The 20859-nt window shown below is 52.3% G+C and carries 16 protein-coding genes and 5 tRNA genes; 20 read left to right on the forward strand and 1 reads right to left on the reverse strand.

Annotation, left to right across the window (positions count from 1 at the left end; genetic code table 11):
* Positions 1 to 80 precede the first annotated feature (80 nt).
* The 8 genes from HV242_RS00940 (at position 81) to dppF (ending at position 9729) form a co-directional block, all read left to right on the forward strand.
* A complete protein-coding gene (locus HV242_RS00940; RefSeq protein WP_050737616.1) occupies positions 81 to 1283 on the forward strand; it encodes an L-lactate MFS transporter in 1203 nt (400 codons plus the stop codon).
* A gap of 261 nt (positions 1284 to 1544) precedes the next feature.
* The gene (gene eptB / locus HV242_RS00945) at positions 1545 to 3236 is read left to right on the forward strand and encodes a kdo(2)-lipid A phosphoethanolamine 7''-transferase (RefSeq protein WP_025206419.1); all 1692 of its coding nucleotides are present in this window, start codon (positions 1545 to 1547) and stop codon (positions 3234 to 3236) included.
* Positions 3237 to 3327: 91 nt separating this feature from the next.
* Positions 3328 to 3404 (forward strand) — tRNA-Pro (locus tag HV242_RS00950).
* A gap of 620 nt (positions 3405 to 4024) precedes the next feature.
* Entirely contained in the window at positions 4025 to 5632 is a 1608-nt protein-coding gene (gene dppA / locus HV242_RS00955) for a dipeptide ABC transporter periplasmic-binding protein DppA (protein WP_014168145.1), read from the forward strand.
* A 161-nt stretch (positions 5633 to 5793) separates the two neighbouring features.
* Entirely contained in the window at positions 5794 to 6813 is a 1020-nt protein-coding gene (gene dppB, locus HV242_RS00960; RefSeq protein ID WP_020882632.1) for a dipeptide ABC transporter permease DppB, read from the forward strand.
* A 9-nt stretch (positions 6814 to 6822) separates the two neighbouring features.
* The gene (dppC, locus tag HV242_RS00965; RefSeq protein WP_014168147.1) at positions 6823 to 7725 is read left to right on the forward strand and encodes a dipeptide ABC transporter permease DppC; all 903 of its coding nucleotides are present in this window, start codon (positions 6823 to 6825) and stop codon (positions 7723 to 7725) included.
* 10 nt (positions 7726 to 7735) lie between these two features.
* On the forward strand, positions 7736 to 8719 hold the full coding sequence (dppD, locus tag HV242_RS00970; RefSeq protein WP_014168148.1) for a dipeptide ABC transporter ATP-binding protein: 984 nt from the start codon (positions 7736 to 7738) through the stop codon (positions 8717 to 8719).
* Complete coding sequence (gene dppF / locus HV242_RS00975) at positions 8716 to 9729, forward strand: dipeptide ABC transporter ATP-binding subunit DppF (RefSeq protein WP_020882631.1); 1014 nt, start codon at positions 8716 to 8718, stop codon at positions 9727 to 9729. The genes dppD and dppF overlap by 4 nt, the downstream gene beginning before the upstream one ends.
* A 50-nt stretch (positions 9730 to 9779) precedes the next feature.
* Here the strand turns inward: dppF and coaA are convergent, their stop codons facing one another.
* Positions 9780 to 10730, reverse strand: coding sequence for a type I pantothenate kinase (gene coaA / locus HV242_RS00980; protein WP_025206418.1), 951 nt, complete (start codon positions 10728 to 10730; stop codon positions 9780 to 9782).
* Between the two features lie 315 nt (positions 10731 to 11045).
* Between coaA and HV242_RS00985 the strand changes: the two genes are divergently transcribed.
* From HV242_RS00985 to rpoB, 12 genes are all read left to right on the forward strand, one after another.
* Positions 11046 to 11121: transfer RNA gene (locus HV242_RS00985), tRNA-Thr, on the forward strand.
* Between the two features lie 8 nt (positions 11122 to 11129).
* A tRNA-Tyr gene (locus HV242_RS00990) sits at positions 11130 to 11214 on the forward strand.
* A 116-nt stretch (positions 11215 to 11330) separates the two neighbouring features.
* A tRNA-Gly gene (locus HV242_RS00995) sits at positions 11331 to 11405 on the forward strand.
* 6 nt (positions 11406 to 11411) lie between these two features.
* A tRNA-Thr gene (locus HV242_RS01000) sits at positions 11412 to 11487 on the forward strand.
* A gap of 118 nt (positions 11488 to 11605) precedes the next feature.
* On the forward strand, positions 11606 to 12790 hold the full coding sequence (gene tuf / locus HV242_RS01005; RefSeq protein WP_014830236.1) for an elongation factor Tu: 1185 nt from the start codon (positions 11606 to 11608) through the stop codon (positions 12788 to 12790).
* 229 nt (positions 12791 to 13019) lie between these two features.
* Positions 13020 to 13403, forward strand: a complete 384-nt coding sequence (gene secE / locus HV242_RS01010; protein ID WP_003862342.1) for a preprotein translocase subunit SecE — start codon at positions 13020 to 13022, stop codon at positions 13401 to 13403.
* Between the two features lies 1 nt (position 13404).
* Positions 13405 to 13950, forward strand: a complete 546-nt coding sequence (nusG, locus tag HV242_RS01015) for a transcription termination/antitermination protein NusG (protein ID WP_003862341.1) — start codon at positions 13405 to 13407, stop codon at positions 13948 to 13950.
* Between the two features lie 155 nt (positions 13951 to 14105).
* Entirely contained in the window at positions 14106 to 14534 is a 429-nt protein-coding gene (gene rplK, locus HV242_RS01020; protein ID WP_008808007.1) for a 50S ribosomal protein L11, read from the forward strand.
* Between the two features lie 3 nt (positions 14535 to 14537).
* On the forward strand, positions 14538 to 15242 hold the full coding sequence (gene rplA, locus HV242_RS01025) for a 50S ribosomal protein L1 (protein WP_006810530.1): 705 nt from the start codon (positions 14538 to 14540) through the stop codon (positions 15240 to 15242).
* Positions 15243 to 15533: 291 nt separating this feature from the next.
* Positions 15534 to 16031, forward strand: a complete 498-nt coding sequence (gene rplJ / locus HV242_RS01030) for a 50S ribosomal protein L10 (protein ID WP_004097644.1) — start codon at positions 15534 to 15536, stop codon at positions 16029 to 16031.
* Between the two features lie 66 nt (positions 16032 to 16097).
* Complete coding sequence (gene rplL, locus HV242_RS01035) at positions 16098 to 16463, forward strand: 50S ribosomal protein L7/L12 (protein ID WP_014168154.1); 366 nt, start codon at positions 16098 to 16100, stop codon at positions 16461 to 16463.
* 319 nt (positions 16464 to 16782) lie between these two features.
* Entirely contained in the window at positions 16783 to 20811 is a 4029-nt protein-coding gene (rpoB, locus tag HV242_RS01040) for a DNA-directed RNA polymerase subunit beta (RefSeq protein WP_020882980.1), read from the forward strand.
* The last annotated feature ends 48 nt before the right edge of the window (positions 20812 to 20859 follow it).

Raw genomic sequence — 20859 nt, forward strand, 5'->3', positions numbered from 1 at the left:
GTTTTACCCCAGGCATATTAAGGTTTTGTTTATCGTTGTCCTCAGCGAATTCCCTTACTTTCTCTTGCAGGACAACTGCCATGAACACATCAACTTACAACCGTACGCGCTGGCTAACGCTTTTTGGCACCATCGTGACCCAGTTTGCGCTGGGGTCGGTCTATACCTGGAGCCTGTTTAACAGTGCGCTTTCCGATAAGCTTGGTGCACCAGTCAGCCAGGTGGCGTTCTCCTTCGGCTTGCTGAGCCTCGGGCTGGCGCTTTCATCTTCCGTCGCGGGAAAATTGCAGGAGCGATTTGGCGTGAGGCGGGTGACGATGGCATCCGGTATCTTGTTGGGCGTGGGCTTTTTCCTGACGGCGCATTCCAGCAACCTGCTGATGCTGTGGCTGAGCGCCGGGGTGCTGGTGGGACTTGCCGACGGTGCAGGTTATCTGCTGACCCTGTCAAACTGTGTGAAGTGGTTCCCGGAACGTAAAGGCTTAATCTCTGCGTTTGCCATCGGGTCCTATGGCCTGGGGAGCCTCGGTTTTAAATTTATCGATTCCCACCTGCTTGCTTCCGTGGGGCTCGAAAAAACGTTCATGATCTGGGGCGCTATCGTTCTGGTCATGATCCTGTTCGGCGCCACGCTGATGAAAGATGCGCCGCAGCAGGAAGTGAAAACCGTTAACGGTGTGGTGGAGAATGATTTCACCCTCGCGCAGTCTATGCGTCAACCACAGTACTGGATGCTGGCGGTCATGTTCCTGACAGCCTGCATGAGCGGTCTGTATGTGATTGGGGTGGCGAAAGATATTGCTCAGGGAATGGTGAAACTGGATGCGGCAACAGCGGCGAATGCGGTCACCGTCATCTCCATTGCCAACCTCTCTGGCCGTCTGGTGCTTGGGATTCTGTCTGACAAAATTGCCCGTATCCGCGTAATTACCATCGGGCAGGTTGTTTCGCTGGTGGGGATGGCGGCGCTGTTGTTTGCCCCACTGAACGAAGCCACGTTCTTCGCCGCAATTGCCTGTGTGGCCTTTAATTTCGGCGGCACGATTACAGTCTTCCCGTCGCTGGTCAGTGAGTTCTTCGGCCTGAACAATCTGGCGAAAAACTATGGTGTTATCTATCTGGGCTTTGGCATCGGCAGTATCTGCGGCTCGTTAATCGCCTCGCTGTTCGGTGGGTTCTATGTGACCTTCTGCGTGATATTTGCTTTGCTGATAATCTCGCTGGCCTTGTCGACCACCATTCGCCAGCCGCAGCGTGAAGTCTTTAACGAAGCGCATGCCTGACGACAACAAAAAAAGGCCGGTTATCCGGCCTTTTTATTATCTTAAAAACTGAGGCTTAGATGAAAACGTCGGTTTCAGGATTTGCTTTTTTGTAAATAACTGCACCGATCACATTCTCTGTTGCCACTTTTTCCCATCCCTGTGGTCTACTTACCACGCTTGTAGACGTTTCTGATTAACGATCCCCTGAGCGTATATCTAATCTGCCTACTTTTAATACCGAGTGGGCGGTGGTACCGTCCCTTTTTCCGGGTAGCTTGCATGAAATACATTAAATCGATGGCGCAACAAAAGCTCTGCTTTTTGCTGGCGTTGTACATCGGCCTGTTTATGAATGGCGCAGTTTTTTTCCGTCGGTTTGACGGGTATGCGCACGATTTTACCGTCTGGAAAGGAGTTGCAGCGGTTGTCGAATTGGTCGCTGCTGTACTGGTCACCTTCTTTTTATTCCGGGTTCTCACCCTCTTTGGCCGCCGCGTATGGCGAGTACTGGCAACGTTTATTGTGCTGTGCTCCGCTGGTGCCAGTTATTACATGACTTTTATGAACGTTGTCATTGGCTACGGCATTATTGCTTCGGTGATGACGACGGATATAGATCTCTCTAAAGAGGTCGTTGGTCTGCACTTTATTCTCTGGCTGGTGGCAGTCAGTACCTTGCCTCTGCTGCTCATCTGGAGCAACCGCTGCCGGTACACGCTGGTACACCAGATTCGCACGCCGGGGAAACGTTTCAGAAGTGTCGCGATTGTGCTGCTCGCTGGGTTGATGGTCTGGGGGCCGATTCGCTTGCTGGAAGTGAAGCAGAAAAATTATGAGCGTACGTCTGGCGTGGACATGCCAAGCTACGGTGGTGTGGTTGCAAATTCTTATTTGCCGTCAAACTGGATTTCTGCACTGGGGCTGTATGCCTGGGCACAGGTGGACGAATCCTCTGATAACAAATCGTTGTTGAACCCGGCAAAGAAATTTACCTATGACGCGCCAAAAGATATCGATGATACCTATGTCGTTTTTATCATTGGTGAAACGACACGTTGGGATCATATGGGCATTCTGGGTTATGACCGTGATACCACGCCTAAACTGGCTCAGGAGAAAAACCTGGTTGCCTATCGCGGTTACTCCTGTGACACCGCCACCAAGCTCTCCTTACGCTGCATGTTTGTGCGCGAGGGTGGAGCGAGCGATAACCCGCAGCGAACACTGAAAGAGCAAAATGTCTTCTCGGTGCTTCACCAACTCGGCTTTACTTCCGCCCTGTATGCAATGCAAAGCGAGATGTGGTTCTACAGTAACACCATGGCGCAGAACATTGCCTATCGTGAGCAAATCGGTGCGGAGCCACGTAACCGTGGCAAGTCTGTCGATGATATGTTGCTGATTAATGAGATGAAGCTCTCTCTTAATGGGAATCCTGATGGAAAGCATATGATTATTCTGCATACCAAAGGATCGCACTTTAATTACACCCAACGTTATCCGCGTAGCTTTGCCAGGTGGACGCCGGAATGTATTGGTGTGGATAAAGACTGTACCAAAGACCAGTTGATTAACTCTTTCGATAACTCAGTGTTGTATGTGGATCACTTTATCGATTCGGTGATTGACCAGGTACGCGATAAGAAAGCGATTGTGTTCTATGCAGCGGATCACGGTGAGTCAATTAATGAATTTGAGCACCTGCATGGTACGCCACGTAATATGGCTCCTCCGGAACAGTTCCGCGTGCCCATGATGGTGTGGATGTCGGACAAGTACCTCGAAGACCCGGAGAAAGCGAAGATGTTTGCCCACCTGAAAAAAGAGGCAGACATGAAGGTGCCGCGTCGTCATGTTGAGCTGTACGACACCATTTTGGGTTGCCTGGGTTATACCTCTCCTGACGGCGGTATCAACGAAAATAACAACTGGTGCAAACTCCCTGATAGCAAGGCGAAAGCCGCGCAGTAACGCGTCTGGCGAGAATATCGCCAGTTGAAGGGCTTTTTTAATTTAAGGGATTGACGGGGGCGCACCTCAGCAGTAAGATGCGCTCCGCATTCGGCGAGTAGCGCAGCTTGGTAGCGCAACTGGTTTGGGACCAGTGGGTCGGAGGTTCGAATCCTCTCTCGCCGACCACATTTAAAGAAGGGCTAACCGCAAGGTTAGCCCTTTTTGCATTAGCAGCTTACTCATCCTGATTCACCAAAACGCACCTTATCCCGCCTTCTTCCTGTCTGTTAACGATTTTGTGACATAATCCATTGTATTTTTTTATATATAGAATGATCTTTTTTCGCGTTGCTTATGGATAACCTCAGCATTTTTCGCTGTGCGTTTTAACGTTCGCGGTATTTAGTGCTCAGATAATCACCGTTCTGCAAGAAAATTTACCCGATCTGAATAAAAGTTAATCACTGATTGTTGCGAAATATGAAGATAATTGTGCTGCAACATAGCGAGTAGCATAAATTTCCCTGCTGAAAACTGGCATACATAGTTTTTTTAATCTTTGTTTGCGGTTTCTCACACTCAGCGTAAATCCCCGTCACCTGTATTGACGTTTTCACATTCTGTTGACAGATTGTAGGGCATGAGGGGCATTTCAGGGACGATCTGCGCTGCAACTCAAACGCTCTTCTGAAAGGATTCTCCATCCCTTAAACGCCTTCGGGCATCACCGACCGGACCGGGTAAAAAATAAATAAAGGTCTGGCGGCGTAACACAACAAAGCAAAACATCACATTGGAGCAGAATAATGAGTATTTCCTTGAAGAAGTCAGGGATGCTGAAGCTTGGTCTGAGCCTGGTGGCTATGACCGTGGCAGCAAGCGTACAGGCAAAAACCCTGGTTTACTGTTCTGAAGGCTCGCCGGAAGGCTTTAACCCACAGCTCTTTACCTCTGGTACGACTTACGACGCAAGCTCTGTGCCTATCTATAACCGTCTGGTTGAATTCAAAACCGGTACCACGGAAGTGATCCCAGGTCTGGCGGAGAAGTGGGACGTCAGCGAAGACGGTAAGACCTATACCTTCCACCTGCGCCAGGGCGTGAAGTGGCAGGACAATAAAGAATTCAAACCAACGCGCGATTTTAACGCCGATGACGTTGTGTTCTCCTTCGACCGTCAGAAAAACGCTCAGAACCCGTATCACAAAGTGTCTGGCGGCAGCTATGAATACTTCGAAGGGATGGGCCTGCAGGACCTGATCGCTGAAGTGAAAAAAGTGGACGATAAAACCGTTCAGTTCGTGCTGACGCGTCCGGAAGCACCATTCCTGGCTGACCTGGCTATGGACTTCGCCTCTATTCTGTCTAAAGAGTACGCGGACAACATGCTGAAAGCCGGCACCCCGGAGAAAGTGGACCTGAACCCAATCGGTACCGGTCCGTTCCAGCTTCTGCAGTACCAGAAAGATTCCCGTATTCTGTATAAAGCCTTCCCGGGCTTCTGGGGCACCAAGCCGCAGATCGACCGTCTGGTCTTCTCCATCACGCCTGATGCTTCTGTGCGTTACGCAAAACTGCAGAAAAACGAATGCCAGGTCATGCCATACCCGAACCCGGCTGACATCGCGCGCATGAAGCAGGATAAAAACATCAACCTGCTGGAGCAGGCTGGTCTGAACGTGGGTTACCTCTCCTTCAACACCGAGAAGAAACCGTTTGATGACGTGAAAGTCCGTCAGGCGCTGACCTACGCGGTGAATAAAGAAGCGATCATTAAAGCGGTCTATCAGGGCGCGGGTGTTGCCGCCAAGAACCTGATCCCACCAACCATGTGGGGCTATAACGACGACGTTAAAGACTACACCTACGATCCTGAGAAAGCGAAAGCGCTGCTGAAAGAAGCAGGCCAGGAGAAAGGCTTTACCGTTGAGCTGTGGGCGATGCCAGTACAGCGTCCGTATAACCCGAACGCACGCCGTATGGCTGAAATGGTTCAGGCTGACTGGGCTAAAGTGGGCGTTCAGGCCAAGATTGTGACCTACGAGTGGGGCGAGTATCTGAAGCGTGCCAAAGCGGGTGAGCATCAGGCGGTGATGATGGGCTGGACCGGTGACAATGGGGATCCGGACAACTTCTTCGCTACCCTGTTCAGCTGTGCAGCCGCGAAAGACGGTTCTAACTACTCTCGCTGGTGCTACAAGCCGTTTGAAGACCTGATCCAGCCGGCGCGTGCGACCGACGATCACAACAAACGTATCGAGCTGTACAAACAGGCTCAGGTTGTGATGCACGATCAGGCTCCGGCTCTGATTGTGGCTCACTCCACCGTGTACGAACCAGTGCGTAAAGAAGTGAAGGGCTACGTGGTTGATCCACTGGGCAAACACCACTTCGAAAACGTCTCTGTTGAATAATAAGTAGGGTGTTCACCCTCTCCTTCACGGAGAGGGCAGGGGTGAGGGCGTGCATGCATTCCCTCATCCTAATCCTCTCCTGAAGAGAGAGGGAATTTACATTTGTGAGCAATACAGACGTCACGCCAACTGGTTGTACGTCATCAGAGAGAATCCGGGTTATGTTGCAGTTCATCCTCCGACGTCTGGGACTTGTTATCCCCACGTTTATCGGTATCACCCTTCTCACTTTTGCCTTCGTCCATATGATCCCCGGCGACCCGGTAATGATTATGGCGGGCGAGCGTGGTATTTCACCTGAACGCCATGCACAGCTGCTGGCTGAGCTTGGCCTGAACAAACCACTGTGGCAGCAATACCTCAACTATATCTGGGGCGTGTTGCACGGTGATTTAGGGATTTCGCTGAAAAGCCGTCTTCCGGTGTGGGACGAGTTCGTGCCGCGTTTTAAAGCGACACTGGAGCTTGGTGTCTGCGCCATGATTTTCGCCACTGCGGTGGGTATCCCTGTTGGGGTCCTGGCTGCCGTGAAACGTGGCTCTATTTTCGACCATACGGCTGTTGGCCTGGCGCTGACAGGTTACTCCATGCCTATCTTCTGGTGGGGCATGATGCTGATCATGCTGGTCTCGGTGCAGCTAAACCTGACGCCGGTCTCCGGACGCGTCAGCGATATGGTCTTCCTGGATGATACGAATCCTCTGACCGGTTTTATGCTGATCGATACGGCTATCTGGGGCGAAGAGGGTAATTTCATTGATGCGGTGGCACATATGATCCTGCCTGCGATGGTGCTCGGCACCATTCCTCTGGCGGTAATCGTGCGTATGACCCGTTCTTCAATGCTGGAAGTGTTGGGTGAGGATTACATTCGCACCGCACGCGCCAAAGGTCTGACGCGTATGCGCGTCATTATCGTTCACGCCCTGCGTAACGCCATGCTGCCGGTGGTGACCGTTATTGGTCTGCAGGTGGGGACGTTGCTGGCGGGTGCGATCCTGACCGAAACCATCTTCTCCTGGCCGGGCCTCGGACGCTGGCTGATTGACGCACTGCAACGCCGTGATTATCCGGTAGTGCAGGGCGGGGTATTGCTGGTCGCGACGATGATTATTCTCGTCAACCTGCTGGTCGATTTGCTCTACGGCGTGGTGAACCCGCGTATTCGTCATAAGAAGTAAGGGGCCATCATGTCACACGTTTCTGAAAATAAAGTGGTTACTGCACCGGTTCCCATGACGCCGCTGCAGGAATTCTGGCACTACTTCAAGCGCAACAAAGGCGCGGTGGTGGGGCTGGTTTATGTCTCTGTCATGATCCTGATTGCGGTGTTTGCCAACGTGCTTGCACCGTATAACCCGGCGGATCAATTCCGTGATGCGTTGCTGGCACCGCCAGCATGGCAGGACGGCGGTAGCCTGTCGCACCTGCTGGGTACTGATGACGTGGGCCGCGATGTGCTGTCGCGTCTGATGTACGGTGCGCGTTTGTCGCTGCTGGTCGGCTGCCTGGTGGTCGTGTTGTCGCTGGTTATGGGGATCGTACTCGGTCTGGTTGCTGGCTACTTCGGCGGCATTATCGATAACATCATCATGCGTATCGTCGACATCATGCTAGCGCTGCCCAGCTTGCTGTTGGCGCTGGTACTGGTGGCGATTTTTGGTCCGTCGATCAGTAACGCCGCGCTGGCATTAACCTTCGTGGCGCTTCCCCACTATGTGCGACTCACGCGTGCGGCGGTGCTGGTGGAAGTAAACCGCGACTACGTAACGGCCTCCCGCGTGGCGGGTGCTGGCGCGATGCGTCAAATGTTCGTCAACATCTTCCCGAACTGCCTGGCGCCGCTGATTGTTCAGGCGTCGCTCGGTTTCTCTAACGCCATTCTTGATATGGCCGCTCTTGGCTTCCTGGGCATGGGTGCGCAGCCGCCAACACCGGAGTGGGGCACCATGCTCTCCGATGTGTTGCAGTTCGCCCAAAGCGCCTGGTGGGTTGTGACCTTCCCGGGTCTGGCAATCCTGCTGACGGTGCTGGCATTTAACCTGATGGGTGATGGCCTGCGTGATGCACTTGATCCCAAACTGAAGCAGTAAGAGGCACGAGATGGCGTTATTAAATGTAGATAAATTATCGGTGCACTTTGGTGACGAAGGCACTCCGTTTCGCGCCGTGGACCGCATCAGCTACAGCGTAAATCAGGGCGAAGTGGTCGGCATTGTGGGTGAGTCGGGTTCCGGTAAGTCGGTCAGTTCACTGGCCATCATGGGGCTGATTGATTATCCCGGCCGCGTCATGGCCGAAAGTCTGGAGTTTAACGGTCAGGACCTGCAGCGTATCTCCGAAAAGCAGCGCCGCCAGCTGGTCGGTGCGGAAGTGGCGATGATCTTCCAGGACCCAATGACCAGCCTGAACCCTTGTTACACCGTGGGATTCCAGATTATGGAAGCCATCAAGGTGCACCAGGGCGGGAATAAGAAGACCCGGCGTCAGCGTGCGATCGATCTGCTGAATCAGGTTGGTATCCCTGACCCGGCATCGCGTCTGGACGTTTACCCGCACCAGCTCTCCGGTGGGATGAGCCAGCGTGTGATGATCGCCATGGCGATTGCCTGTCGGCCAAAACTGCTGATTGCGGATGAACCGACAACGGCACTGGACGTGACTATCCAGGCGCAGATCATCGAGCTGCTGCTGGAACTGCAGCAGAAAGAGAACATGGCGCTGGTGCTGATTACGCATGACCTGGCGCTGGTGGCCGAAGCGGCGCACAAAATTATCGTGATGTATGCAGGGCAGGTGGTCGAGACTGGACATTCGCACGATATTTTCCGCGCGCCGCGTCACCCGTATACGCAGGCGCTTTTGCGTGCGTTGCCGGAGTTTGCCCAGGACAAAGCGCGCCTGGCATCACTTCCGGGCGTCGTACCGGGTAAATATGACCGACCGCAGGGCTGCCTGCTTAATCCGCGTTGTCCGTATGCCACAGACAAATGTCGTGCAGAAGAGCCAGAGCTCAACCTGCTTGCTGACGGTCGTCAGTCGAAATGCCACTACCCACTCGATGATGCCGGGAGGCCAACACTATGAGTACGCAACAGGCCACCACGCAACAACCGCTGTTGCAGGCTATCGACCTGAAAAAATACTATCCGGTGAAGAAGGGGCTGTTTGCGCCTGAACGCCTGGTGAAAGCGCTGGATGGCGTATCCTTTACCCTTGAACGCGGCAAAACGCTGGCGGTGGTCGGTGAGTCAGGCTGTGGCAAATCGACGTTGGGTCGTTTGCTGACAATGATTGAAGTCCCCACCGGCGGTGAGCTCTATTATCAGGGACAGGACCTGCTCAAGCACGATCCGCAGGCGCAGAAACTGCGCCGTCAGAAAATCCAGATTGTGTTCCAGAACCCGTACGGATCGTTGAACCCGCGTAAAAAAGTGGGACAGATTCTGGAAGAGCCCCTGCTGATTAACAGCAATCTGAACAAAGAGCAGCGTCGTGAAAAAGCGCTGGCGATGATGGCGAAAGTAGGCCTGAAGACCGAGCATTACGATCGTTATCCGCATATGTTCTCTGGCGGCCAGCGCCAGCGTATCGCGATTGCGCGTGGTTTGATGCTCGACCCTGACGTGGTCATCGCCGATGAGCCGGTATCAGCCCTCGACGTTTCTGTGCGTGCGCAGGTGTTGAACCTGATGATGGATCTGCAGCAGGACATGGGGCTGTCGTACGTGTTTATTTCGCACGACCTGTCGGTTGTGGAGCACATTGCCGACGAAGTGATGGTGATGTATCTGGGGCGCTGCGTGGAGAAGGGGACAAAAGAGCAGATCTTTACTCATCCTCGTCACCCGTACACCCAGGCGCTGCTGTCTGCGACCCCGCGTCTGAACCCTGACGATCGTCGTGAGCGTATCAAGCTGACGGGTGAATTGCCCAGCCCGCTGAATCCGCCTCCAGGCTGTGCATTCAACGCCCGCTGCAGTCGCCGCTTTGGCCCGTGCACCCAGTTGCAGCCACAGCTCAAGGATTATGGCGGTCAGCTGGTTGCCTGCTTCGCGGTCGATCAGGATGAGAATGGCGAAAAGCCGATGGCGTAATCCATCAATAAAAAAACCGGCGCTAAGCCGGTTTTTTTATGTCTGCGTGATTACTTGCGCAGACGGATCTGGTCGACAGCGTGTTTCTCACTCTTGGTGAGGATCAGGCTGGCGCGCTCACGTGTGGGCAGAATGTTCTCTTTCAGGTTCACGTAGTTGATCTCATTCCACAGCCCTCGCGCCACATTAATGGCTTCTTCTTCAGAAAGCTGGGCGTAGTGGTGGAAATAGGAGTCAGGATCGGTGAACGCCCCTTCACGGAACTTCAGGAAGCGGTTGATATACCAGTTCTGCAGCAGGTCTTCCGGCGCATCGACATAAATAGAGAAATCGACGAAGTCAGAGACAAACACATGATGGGGATCGTGAGGATAATCCATCCCGCTTTGCAGGACGTTTAACCCTTCGAGGATCAGGATATCCGGCTGAACCACCGTTTTGTCTCCACCCGGGATGCGATCGTAGATCAGGTGCGAATAGACCGGAGCCGTCACGTTAGGCGCGCCCGATTTCAGGTCAGAGACAAACTTCACCAGACGGTGCATATCATAAGAGAGCGGGAAGCCCTTCTTCTTCATTAGCCCGCGTTCCTTTAACACCTCATTCGGGTGCAGGAAACCGTCAGTGGTGATGAGCTCCACGCTGCGGTGTTCTGGCCAGCGGCTCAGTAACGCCTGCAATACACGTGCGGTGGTGCTTTTACCGACGGCCACGCTGCCTGCAATGCTGATGATATAAGGAATGCGTTGGCCGTTCGTCCCGAGGAACTGCTCCAGCACCGCCTGACGGCGCAGGTTGGAGCTGATATAGAAGTTAAGCAAGCGCGAGAGTGGTAAATAGATTTCTGCCACTTCTTCCAGCGACAGATCTTCGTTTATCCCCTTTAACCGTGCGATTTCGCCTTCCGTCAGCGTCATCGGGACGGAGTCACGCAGTGCAGCCCACTGGCTACGGTTAAACTGAAGATAAGGTGTCATTAACGTTTGCTCTTTTTTGCTCATAAGCATGCTTCAGTGAGCCAGCACAACACAGCGCGTCCGGGCTCAACATAGTTAATTTTGGACAATGGGCAGGAGGTTAACACCAGATGACAGGAATAATAAGAAAAAATATGGGGAAGCGATGCTTTACGCGGGAGTCATCACGATACGGTATAAGTGGTGTAAATCGGGCGCTGATGTTGAATTTTTGACCTTGAGTGGATGAATTTACAGCGGTTAACCCTGGTTTCGAATAAAATGTGAGCGAAAGAACGTTTTATGCAATTTTTTAGTTGCATGACTGCGCATGTCTCCATAGAATGCGCGCTACTTGATGCCGACTTAGCTCAGTAGGTAGAGCAACTGACTTGTAATCAGTAGGTCACCAGTTCGATTCCGGTAGTCGGCACCATCAAGTCCGGTGGGGTTCCCGAGCGGCCAAAGGGAGCAGACTGTAAATCTGCCGTCACAGACTTCGAAGGTTCGAATCCTTCCCCCACCACCACTTTCTGGCAGCGTTAAGCCGCCGGAGCTGGTTTGAAAATTGAATCAGCTCGAACCTAAAAAGAGAGAAATCTCTTTTTTTGTTACAGAAAGAACTGGGTAGCCGAGTTTCAGGATGCGGGCATCGTATAATGGCTATTACCTCAGCCTTCCAAGCTGATGATGCGGGTTCGATTCCCGCTGCCCGCTCCAATACGTGCTGATATGGCTCAGTTGGTAGAGCGCACCCTTGGTAAGGGTGAGGTCCCCAGTTCGACTCTGGGTATCAGCACCACTTCACTTCTCCTTCCCGTTTCTCTCTGTTTCAATTTTACTGTATTCAACAATTCAGGCATTTCGCCTGGTTGATGTGGTGATATCACCGATTTATCCGTGTCTTAGAGGGACAATCGATGTCTAAAGAAAAGTTTGAACGTACAAAACCGCACGTTAACGTCGGTACTATCGGCCACGTTGACCATGGTAAAACAACGCTGACCGCTGCAATCACTACCGTTCTGGCTAAAACCTACGGTGGTTCTGCTCGTGCATTCGACCAGATCGATAACGCACCAGAAGAAAAAGCTCGTGGTATCACCATCAACACCTCTCACGTTGAGTACGACACCCCGACTCGCCACTACGCACACGTAGACTGCCCAGGCCACGCCGACTATGTTAAAAACATGATCACCGGTGCTGCGCAGATGGACGGCGCGATCCTGGTTGTTGCTGCGACTGACGGCCCAATGCCTCAGACCCGTGAGCACATCCTGCTGGGTCGTCAGGTAGGCGTTCCTTACATCATCGTGTTCCTGAACAAATGTGACATGGTTGATGACGAAGAGCTGCTGGAACTGGTAGAGATGGAAGTTCGTGAACTGCTGTCTCAGTACGATTTCCCAGGCGACGACACTCCAATCGTTCGTGGTTCCGCGCTGAAAGCGCTGGAAGGCGACGCTGAGTGGGAAGCGAAAATCATCGAACTGGCTGGCTTCCTGGATTCTTACATCCCAGAACCAGAGCGTGCGATTGATAAGCCGTTCCTGCTGCCAATCGAAGACGTATTCTCCATCTCCGGTCGTGGTACCGTTGTTACCGGCCGTGTTGAGCGCGGTATCATCAAAGTTGGCGAAGAAGTTGAAATCGTTGGTATCAAAGAGACTGCTAAGTCTACCTGTACTGGCGTTGAAATGTTCCGCAAACTGCTGGACGAAGGCCGTGCTGGTGAGAACGTAGGTGTTCTGCTGCGTGGTATCAAACGTGAAGAAATCGAACGTGGTCAGGTACTGGCTAAGCCAGGCTCAATCAAGCCACACACCAAGTTCGAATCTGAAGTGTACATCCTGTCCAAAGACGAAGGCGGCCGTCATACTCCGTTCTTCAAAGGCTACCGTCCACAGTTCTACTTCCGTACAACTGACGTGACCGGTACCATTGAACTGCCAGAAGGCGTTGAGATGGTAATGCCAGGCGACAACATCAAGATGGTTGTGACGCTGATCCACCCAATCGCGATGGACGACGGTCTGCGTTTCGCAATCCGTGAAGGTGGCCGTACCGTTGGCGCGGGCGTGGTTGCTAAAGTTCTCGGCTAATTGCTGATAACATTTGACGCAATGCGCAATAAAAGGGCATCATTTGATGCCCTTTTTGCACGCTTTCAGATCAGAACCTGGCTCATCAGTGATTAAATTTGTCATAATCATTGCTGAGACAGGCTCTGCAGAGAGCGTATAATCCGAAAAGCGAATTAGCATTTCGATTTGGTTTGCCTCGCAATCGCGGGGTGAAAATGTTTGTAGAATACTTCTGACAGGTTGGTTTATGAGTGCGAATACCGAAGCTCAAGGGAGCGGGCGCGGCCTGGAAGCGATGAAATGGGTAGTCGTAGCCGTGCTGCTGATCGTAGCGATTGTCGGCAACTACCTTTATCGTGACATGATGCTGCCGCTACGCGCGCTTGCAGTGGTAATTCTGATTGCTGCAGCGGGTGGTGTCGCGCTGTTGACGACAAAAGGCAAAGCGACTGTCGCTTTTGCTCGCGAAGCGCGTACCGAAGTCCGCAAGGTAATTTGGCCGACTCGCCAGGAAACATTGCACACCACGCTGATCGTAGCGGCGGTTACCGCTGTAATGTCACTGATCCTGTGGGGACTGGATGGTATTCTGGTTCGCCTGGTATCCTTTATCACTGGCCTGAGGTTCTGAGATGTCTGAAGCCCCTAAAAAGCGCTGGTACGTCGTTCAGGCGTTTTCCGGTTTTGAAGGCCGCGTAGCAACGTCGCTGCGTGAGCATATCAAATTACACAACATGGAAGAGTTATTTGGCGAAGTTATGGTTCCGACCGAAGAAGTGGTCGAGATCCGTGGCGGCCAACGTCGCAAAAGCGAGCGTAAATTCTTCCCGGGTTACGTGCTGGTTCAGATGGTTATGAACGACGCGAGCTGGCACCTGGTGCGCAGCGTACCGCGCGTGATGGGCTTTATCGGCGGCACGTCTGACCGTCCGGCACCAATCAGCGACAAAGAAGTTGATGCGATTATGAACCGCCTGCAGCAGGTGGGTGATAAGCCGCGTCCGAAAACGCTGTTTGAACCGGGTGAAATGGTTCGTGTTAATGACGGTCCGTTTGCTGACTTTAATGGCGTGGTTGAAGAAGTGGACTACGAAAAGTCCCGCCTGAAAGTGTCCGTTTCTATCTTCGGTCGTGCGACCCCGGTAGAACTGGACTTTGCCCAGGTAGAAAAAGCCTAAGCAGCGATCAAAAAAGCGACGATTTAATCGTTGCACAAGGCGCGAGATTGGAATACAATTTCGCGCCTTTTGTTTTTATGGGCTGCGGCCTGTAAAACGATTTTATTCACGGGGAGCCTCCTTGAGGCGTTATCACCCAATCAGAGGATTTTAGAATGGCTAAGAAAGTACAAGCCTACGTCAAGCTGCAGGTTGCAGCAGGTATGGCGAACCCAAGTCCACCAGTTGGTCCAGCTCTGGGTCAGCAGGGTGTGAACATCATGGAATTCTGTAAAGCGTTCAACGCCAAAACCGAATCCATGGAAAAAGGTCTGCCAATCCCAGTTGTTATCACTGTATACGCTGACCGTTCTTTCACTTTCGTTACCAAAACCCCTCCAGCAGCAGTTCTGCTGAAGAAAGCGGCGGGTATCAAGTCTGGTTCCGGTAAACCGAACAAAGACAAAGTGGGTAAAATTTCCCGCGCTCAGCTGCAGGAAATCGCGCAGACCAAAGCTGCCGACATGACTGGTGCCGACATTGAAGCGATGACTCGCTCAATCGAAGGTACTGCACGTTCCATGGGCCTGGTAGTGGAGGACTAAGAAATGGCTAAACTGACCAAGCGCATGTCCGTGATCCGTGACAAAGTTGATGCGACCAAACAGTACGACATCAACGAAGCTATCGCTCTGCTGAAAGAACTGGCTACCGCTAAGTTCGTTGAAAGCGTTGACGTTGCTGTTAACCTGGGCATCGATGCTCGTAAATCTGATCAGAACGTTCGTGGTGCAACTGTACTGCCACACGGTACTGGCCGTTCCGTACGCGTAGCTGTATTTGCTCAGGGTGCAAACGCTGAAGCGGCTAAAGCTGCCGGCGCTGAACTGGTAGGTATGGAAGATCTGGCTGACCAGATCAAGAAAGGCGAAATGAACTTTGACGTTGTTATTGCTTCTCCAGATGCAATGCGCGTTGTTGGCCAGCTGGGCCAGGTTCTGGGTCCACGCGGCCTGATGCCAAACCCGAAAGTGGGTACTGTAACCCCTAACGTTGCTGAAGCTGTTAAGAACGCTAAAGCAGGTCAGGTTCGTTATCGTAACGACAAAAACGGCATCATCCACACCACCATCGGTAAAGTGGACTTTGACGCTGACAAACTGAAAGAAAACCTGGAAGCTCTGCTGGTTGCGCTGAAAAAAGCAAAACCAACTCAGGCGAAAGGCGTGTACATCAAGAAAGTTAGCATCTCCACCACCATGGGTGCAGGTGTTGCAGTTGACCAGGCTGGCCTGAGCGCTGCTGCAAACTAATGCCTTTACGTGGGCGGTGATTTTGTCTACAATCTTACCCCCACGTTTGCTAACAAAAGTTAGCGGCTAAAAGATTTGTTCGTTGGAGCCTGGCCTAATCCAGGCCTCCGTCGAAGACCGCAGGTGTTTCGCAAGAAACTTAATGCCCTGCGTAGACGGTGACAGAACGCTAAGATTATTTTTGGATACTCTGGCTTGTTTCTGCTCACCGTATTAAGACGCTCTTTCCGTTGGGGAGAGTGAAGTGAGTTCCGGAACATGAGTTCCGGCAAACATCCAGGAGCAAAGCTAATGGCTTTAAATCTTCAAGACAAACAAGCGATTGTTGCTGAAGTCAGCGAAGTAGCCAAAGGCGCGCTGTCTGCAGTAGTTGCGGATTCCCGTGGCGTTACTGTAGACAAAATGACTGAACTGCGTAAAGCAGGTCGTGAAGCTGGCGTATACATGCGTGTTGTTCGTAACACCCTGCTGCGTCGCGTAGTTGAAGGTACTCCTTTCGAGTGCCTGAAAGACACGTTTGTTGGTCCGACCCTTATTGCATACTCTATGGAACACCCGGGCGCTGCTGCTCGTCTGTTCAAAGAGTTCGCGAAAGCGAATGCAAAATTTGAGGTCAAAGCTGCAGCCTTTGAAGGTGAGTTGATCCCGGCATCGCAAATCGATCGCCTGGCAACCCTGCCGACCTACGAAGAAGCAATTGCACGCCTGATGGCAACCATGAAAGAAGCTTCGGCTGGCAAACTGGTTCGCACTCTGGCTGCTGTTCGCGATGCAAAAGAAGCTGCTTAATCGCAGTTATCTTTATAAAGCATTTGCTTACGTATAAACTTATTCTGATTTTCAGGAACAATTTAAATGTCTATCACTAAAGATCAAATCATTGAAGCAGTTGCAGCTATGTCCGTAATGGACGTTGTAGAACTGATCTCTGCAATGGAAGAAAAATTCGGTGTTTCCGCTGCTGCTGCTGTAGCTGTAGCTGCTGGCCCGGTTGAAGCTGCTGAAGAAAAAACTGAATTCGACGTAATTCTGAAAGCTGCTGGCGCTAACAAAGTTGCTGTTATCAAAGCAGTACGTGGTGCAACTGGCCTGGGTCTGAAAGAAGCTAAAGACCTGGTAGAAGCTGCTCCAGCTGCGCTGAAAGAAGGCGTGAGCAAAGACGACGCAGAAGCACTGAAAAAATCTCTGGAAGAAGCTGGCGCTGAAGTTGAAGTTAAATAAGCCAACTTTTCTGGTTGCAGCCTAAGTCATTAGGCTGATGGCTGGTGACTTTTTAGTCACCAGCCTTTTTGCGCTGTAAGGCATCAGTAGCATTTCACACTGTTTGACTACTGGTTGTCCTGACAATGCATGTTTCTATCGACGACTTAATATATTGCGACAGGGTGCGCGCTCTGTGTAAATCGCGACGAAATGATTTAAGCGTGATAGCAACAGGTATTGCGGAAAGTATTCAATTTTCCGGTCCACAAAATGGTGTTGCACAAACTGTCCCTTCGTCGGACAGATGGGTCGACTTGTCAGCGAGCTGAGGAACCCTATGGTTTACTCCTATACCGAGAAAAAACGTATTCGTAAGGATTTTGGTAAACGTCCACAAGTTCTGGACATTCCATATCTCCTTTCTATCCAGCTTGACTCGTTCCAGAAGTTTATCGAGCAAGATCCTGAAGGGCAGTACGGCCTGGAAGCAGCCTTCCGTTCCGTGTTCCCGATTCAGAGCTACAGCGGTAACTCCGAGCTGCAGTACGTCAGCTACCGCCTTGGCGAACCGGTGTTTGACGTTCAGGAATGTCAGATCCGTGGCGTGACCTATTCCGCACCGCTGCGCGTAAAACTGCGTCTGGTGATCTATGAGCGCGAAGCGCCAGAAGGCACCGTAAAAGACATTAAAGAACAAGAAGTCTACATGGGTGAAATTCCACTCATGACAGACAACGGTACTTTCGTCATCAACGGTACTGAGCGTGTTATCGTTTCCCAGCTGCATCGTAGCCCGGGTGTCTTCTTCGACAGCGATAAAGGTAAAACACACTCATCCGGTAAAGTACTGTATAACGCGCGTATCATTCCTTACCGTGGTTCCTGGCTGGACTTCGAGTTCGATCCTAAAGACAACCTGTTTGTCCGTATCGACCGTCGTCGTAAACTGCCTGCGACCATCATTTTGCGTGCGCTGCAATACACCACTGAACAGATCCTGGACCTGTTCTTTGAGAAAGTAATCTTTGAAATCCGCGACAACAAGTTGCAGATGGAGCTGGTGCCAGAGCGTCTGCGTGGTGAGACCGCGTCGTTCGACATCGAAGCCGACGGCAAAGTGTATGTGGAAAAAGGCCGCCGTATTACCGCGCGCCACATCCGTCAGCTGGAAAAAGATGATATCAAACTCATCGAAGTTCCGGTTGAATACATTGCTGGAAAAGTAGCCGCGAAAGATTACGTTGATGAATCAACTGGCGAGCTGATCTGCCCGGCGAACATGGAGCTGAGCCTGGATCTGCTGGCTAAGCTGAGCCAGTCTGGCCACAAACGCATCGAAACGCTGTTCACCAACGATCTGGACCACGGTCCTTATATCTCTGAGACTATCCGCGTCGATCCAACGACCGATCGTCTGAGCGCGCTGGTAGAAATCTACCGCATGATGCGCCCTGGTGAACCACCGACTCGCGAAGCGGCTGAAAGCCTGTTCGAGAACCTGTTCTTCTCCGAAGACCGCTACGATCTGTCCGCGGTTGGTCGTATGAAGTTCAACCGTTCTCTGCTGCGTGATGAGATCGAAGGTTCCGGTATCCTGAGCAAAGACGACATCATCGAAGTGATGAAGAAGCTCATCGATATCCGTAACGGCAAAGGCGAAGTGGACGATATCGACCACCTCGGCAACCGTCGTATCCGTTCCGTAGGCGAAATGGCGGAAAACCAGTTCCGCGTTGGCCTGGTACGTGTTGAGCGTGCGGTGAAAGAGCGTCTGTCTCTGGGCGATCTGGATACCCTGATGCCTCAGGATATGATCAACGCCAAGCCGATTTCTGCAGCAGTGAAAGAGTTCTTCGGTTCCAGCCAGCTGTCTCAGTTCATGGACCAGAACAACCCGCTGTCTGAGATCACGCACAAACGTCGTATCTCTGCACTCGGCCCAGGCGGTCTGACCCGTGAACGTGCAGGCTTCGAAGTTCGAGACGTACACCCGACTCACTACGGTCGCGTATGTCCAATCGAAACGCCTGAAGGTCCAAACATCGGTCTGATCAACTCCCTGTCCGTGTACGCACAGACTAACGAATACGGTTTCCTTGAGACGCCGTACCGTAAAGTGACCGACGGTGTTGTAACTGACGAAATTCACTACCTGTCTGCTATCGAAGAAGGCAACTACGTTATCGCTCAGGCGAACTCCAACCTGGATGACGAAGGCCACTTTGTAGAAGATCTGGTTACCTGCCGTAGCAAAGGCGAATCCAGCTTGTTCAGCCGCGACCAGGTTGACTACATGGACGTATCCACCCAGCAGGTGGTATCCGTCGGTGCGTCCCTGATCCCGTTCCTGGAACACGATGACGCCAACCGTGCATTGATGGGTGCGAACATGCAACGTCAGGCCGTTCCAACTCTGCGTGCTGATAAGCCGCTGGTTGGTACCGGTATGGAACGTGCTGTTGCCGTTGACTCCGGTGTTACTGCGGTGGCTAAACGTGGCGGTACTGTTCAGTACGTGGATGCTTCCCGTATCGTTATCAAAGTTAACGAAGACGAGATGTACCCGGGCGAAGCAGGTATCGACATTTATAACCTGACCAAATACACCCGTTCTAACCAGAACACCTGTATCAACCAGATGCCTTGTGTGTCTCTGGGTGAGCCCGTTGAGCGCGGCGACGTGCTGGCAGACGGTCCGTCCACTGACCTCGGTGAACTGGCGCTCGGTCAGAACATGCGCGTAGCGTTCATGCCGTGGAACGGTTACAACTTCGAAGACTCCATCCTCGTCTCCGAGCGTGTGGTTCAGGAAGATCGTTTCACTACCATCCACATTCAGGAACTGGCATGTGTGTCCCGTGACACCAAGCTGGGGCCAGAAGAGATCACCGCTGACATCCCTAACGTGGGTGAAGCTGCGCTCTCCAAACTGGATGAATCCGGTATCGTTTACATCGGTGCAGAAGTGACCGGCGGCGACATTCTGGTTGGTAAGGTAACGCCGAAAGGTGAAACCCAGCTGACGCCAGAAGAGAAACTGCTGCGTGCTATCTTCGGTGAGAAAGCGTCTGACGTTAAAGACTCTTCTCTGCGTGTACCAAACGGTGTTTCCGGTACGGTTATCGATGTTCAGGTCTTCACCCGTGACGGCGTTGAAAAAGATAAGCGTGCACTGGAAATCGAAGAGATGCAGCTCAAACAGGCTAAGAAAGACCTGTCTGAAGAACTGCAGATCCTCGAAGCGGGTCTGTTCAGCCGTATCTATGCGGTGCTGGTTGCCGGTGGCGTTGAAGCTGAGAAGCTCGACAAACTGCCACGCGATCGCTGGCTGGAACTGGGCCTGACCGACGAAGAGAAACAAAATCAGCTGGAACAGCTGGCTGAGCAGTATGACGAACTGAAACACGAGTTCGAGAAAAAACTCGAAGCGAAACGCCGTAAAATCACTCAGGGCGACGATCTGGCACCAGGCGTGCTGAAGATTGTTAAGGTGTATCTGGCTGTTAAACGTCAGATCCAGCCTGGTGATAAGATGGCAGGTCGTCACGGTAACAAGGGTGTTATCTCTAAGATCAACCCGATCGAAGATATGCCGCACGATGCTAACGGTACGCCGGTAGATATCGTACTGAACCCACTGGGCGTACCGTCTCGTATGAACATCGGTCAGATTCTGGAAACCCACCTGGGTATGGCTGCGAAAGGTATCGGCGATAAGATCAACGCCATGCTGAAACAGCAGGAAGAAGTCGCGAAACTGCGCGAATTCATCCAGCGTGCCTACGATCTGGGTACCGACGTTCGTCAGAAAGTCGACCTGAGCACCTTCAGCGATGAAGAAGTGCTGCGTCTGGCAGAGAACCTGCGCAAAGGTATGCCGATTGCAACGCCGGTATTCGACGGTGCAAAAGAAGCTGAAATCAAAGAGCTGCTGCAACTGGGTGGTCTGCCAACGTCTGGTCAGATTACGCTGTTTGATGGCCGTACCGGTGAACAGTTCGAGCGTCCGGTAACCGTAGGTTACATGTACATGCTGAAACTGAACCACCTGGTCGACGACAAGATGCACGCTCGTTCTACCGGTTCTTACAGCCTGGTTACTCAGCAGCCGCTGGGTGGTAAGGCGCAGTTCGGTGGTCAGCGCTTCGGGGAGATGGAAGTGTGGGCGCTGGAAGCATACGGCGCAGCATACACCCTGCAGGAAATGCTCACCGTTAAGTCTGATGACGTGAACGGTCGTACCAAGATGTATAAAAACATCGTGGACGGCAATCATCAGATGGAACCGGGCATGCCAGAGTCCTTCAACGTACTGTTGAAAGAGATTCGTTCGCTGGGTATCAACATCGAACTGGAAGACGAGTAATTCTCGCTCAAACAGGTCACTGGTGTCGGGCTAACCCCCGACACCAGA

Origin of the sequence: Enterobacter sp. RHBSTW-00593 (genome assembly GCF_013784105.1) — a bacterium.
GTDB classification, from domain to species: domain Bacteria; phylum Pseudomonadota; class Gammaproteobacteria; order Enterobacterales; family Enterobacteriaceae; genus Enterobacter; species Enterobacter ludwigii.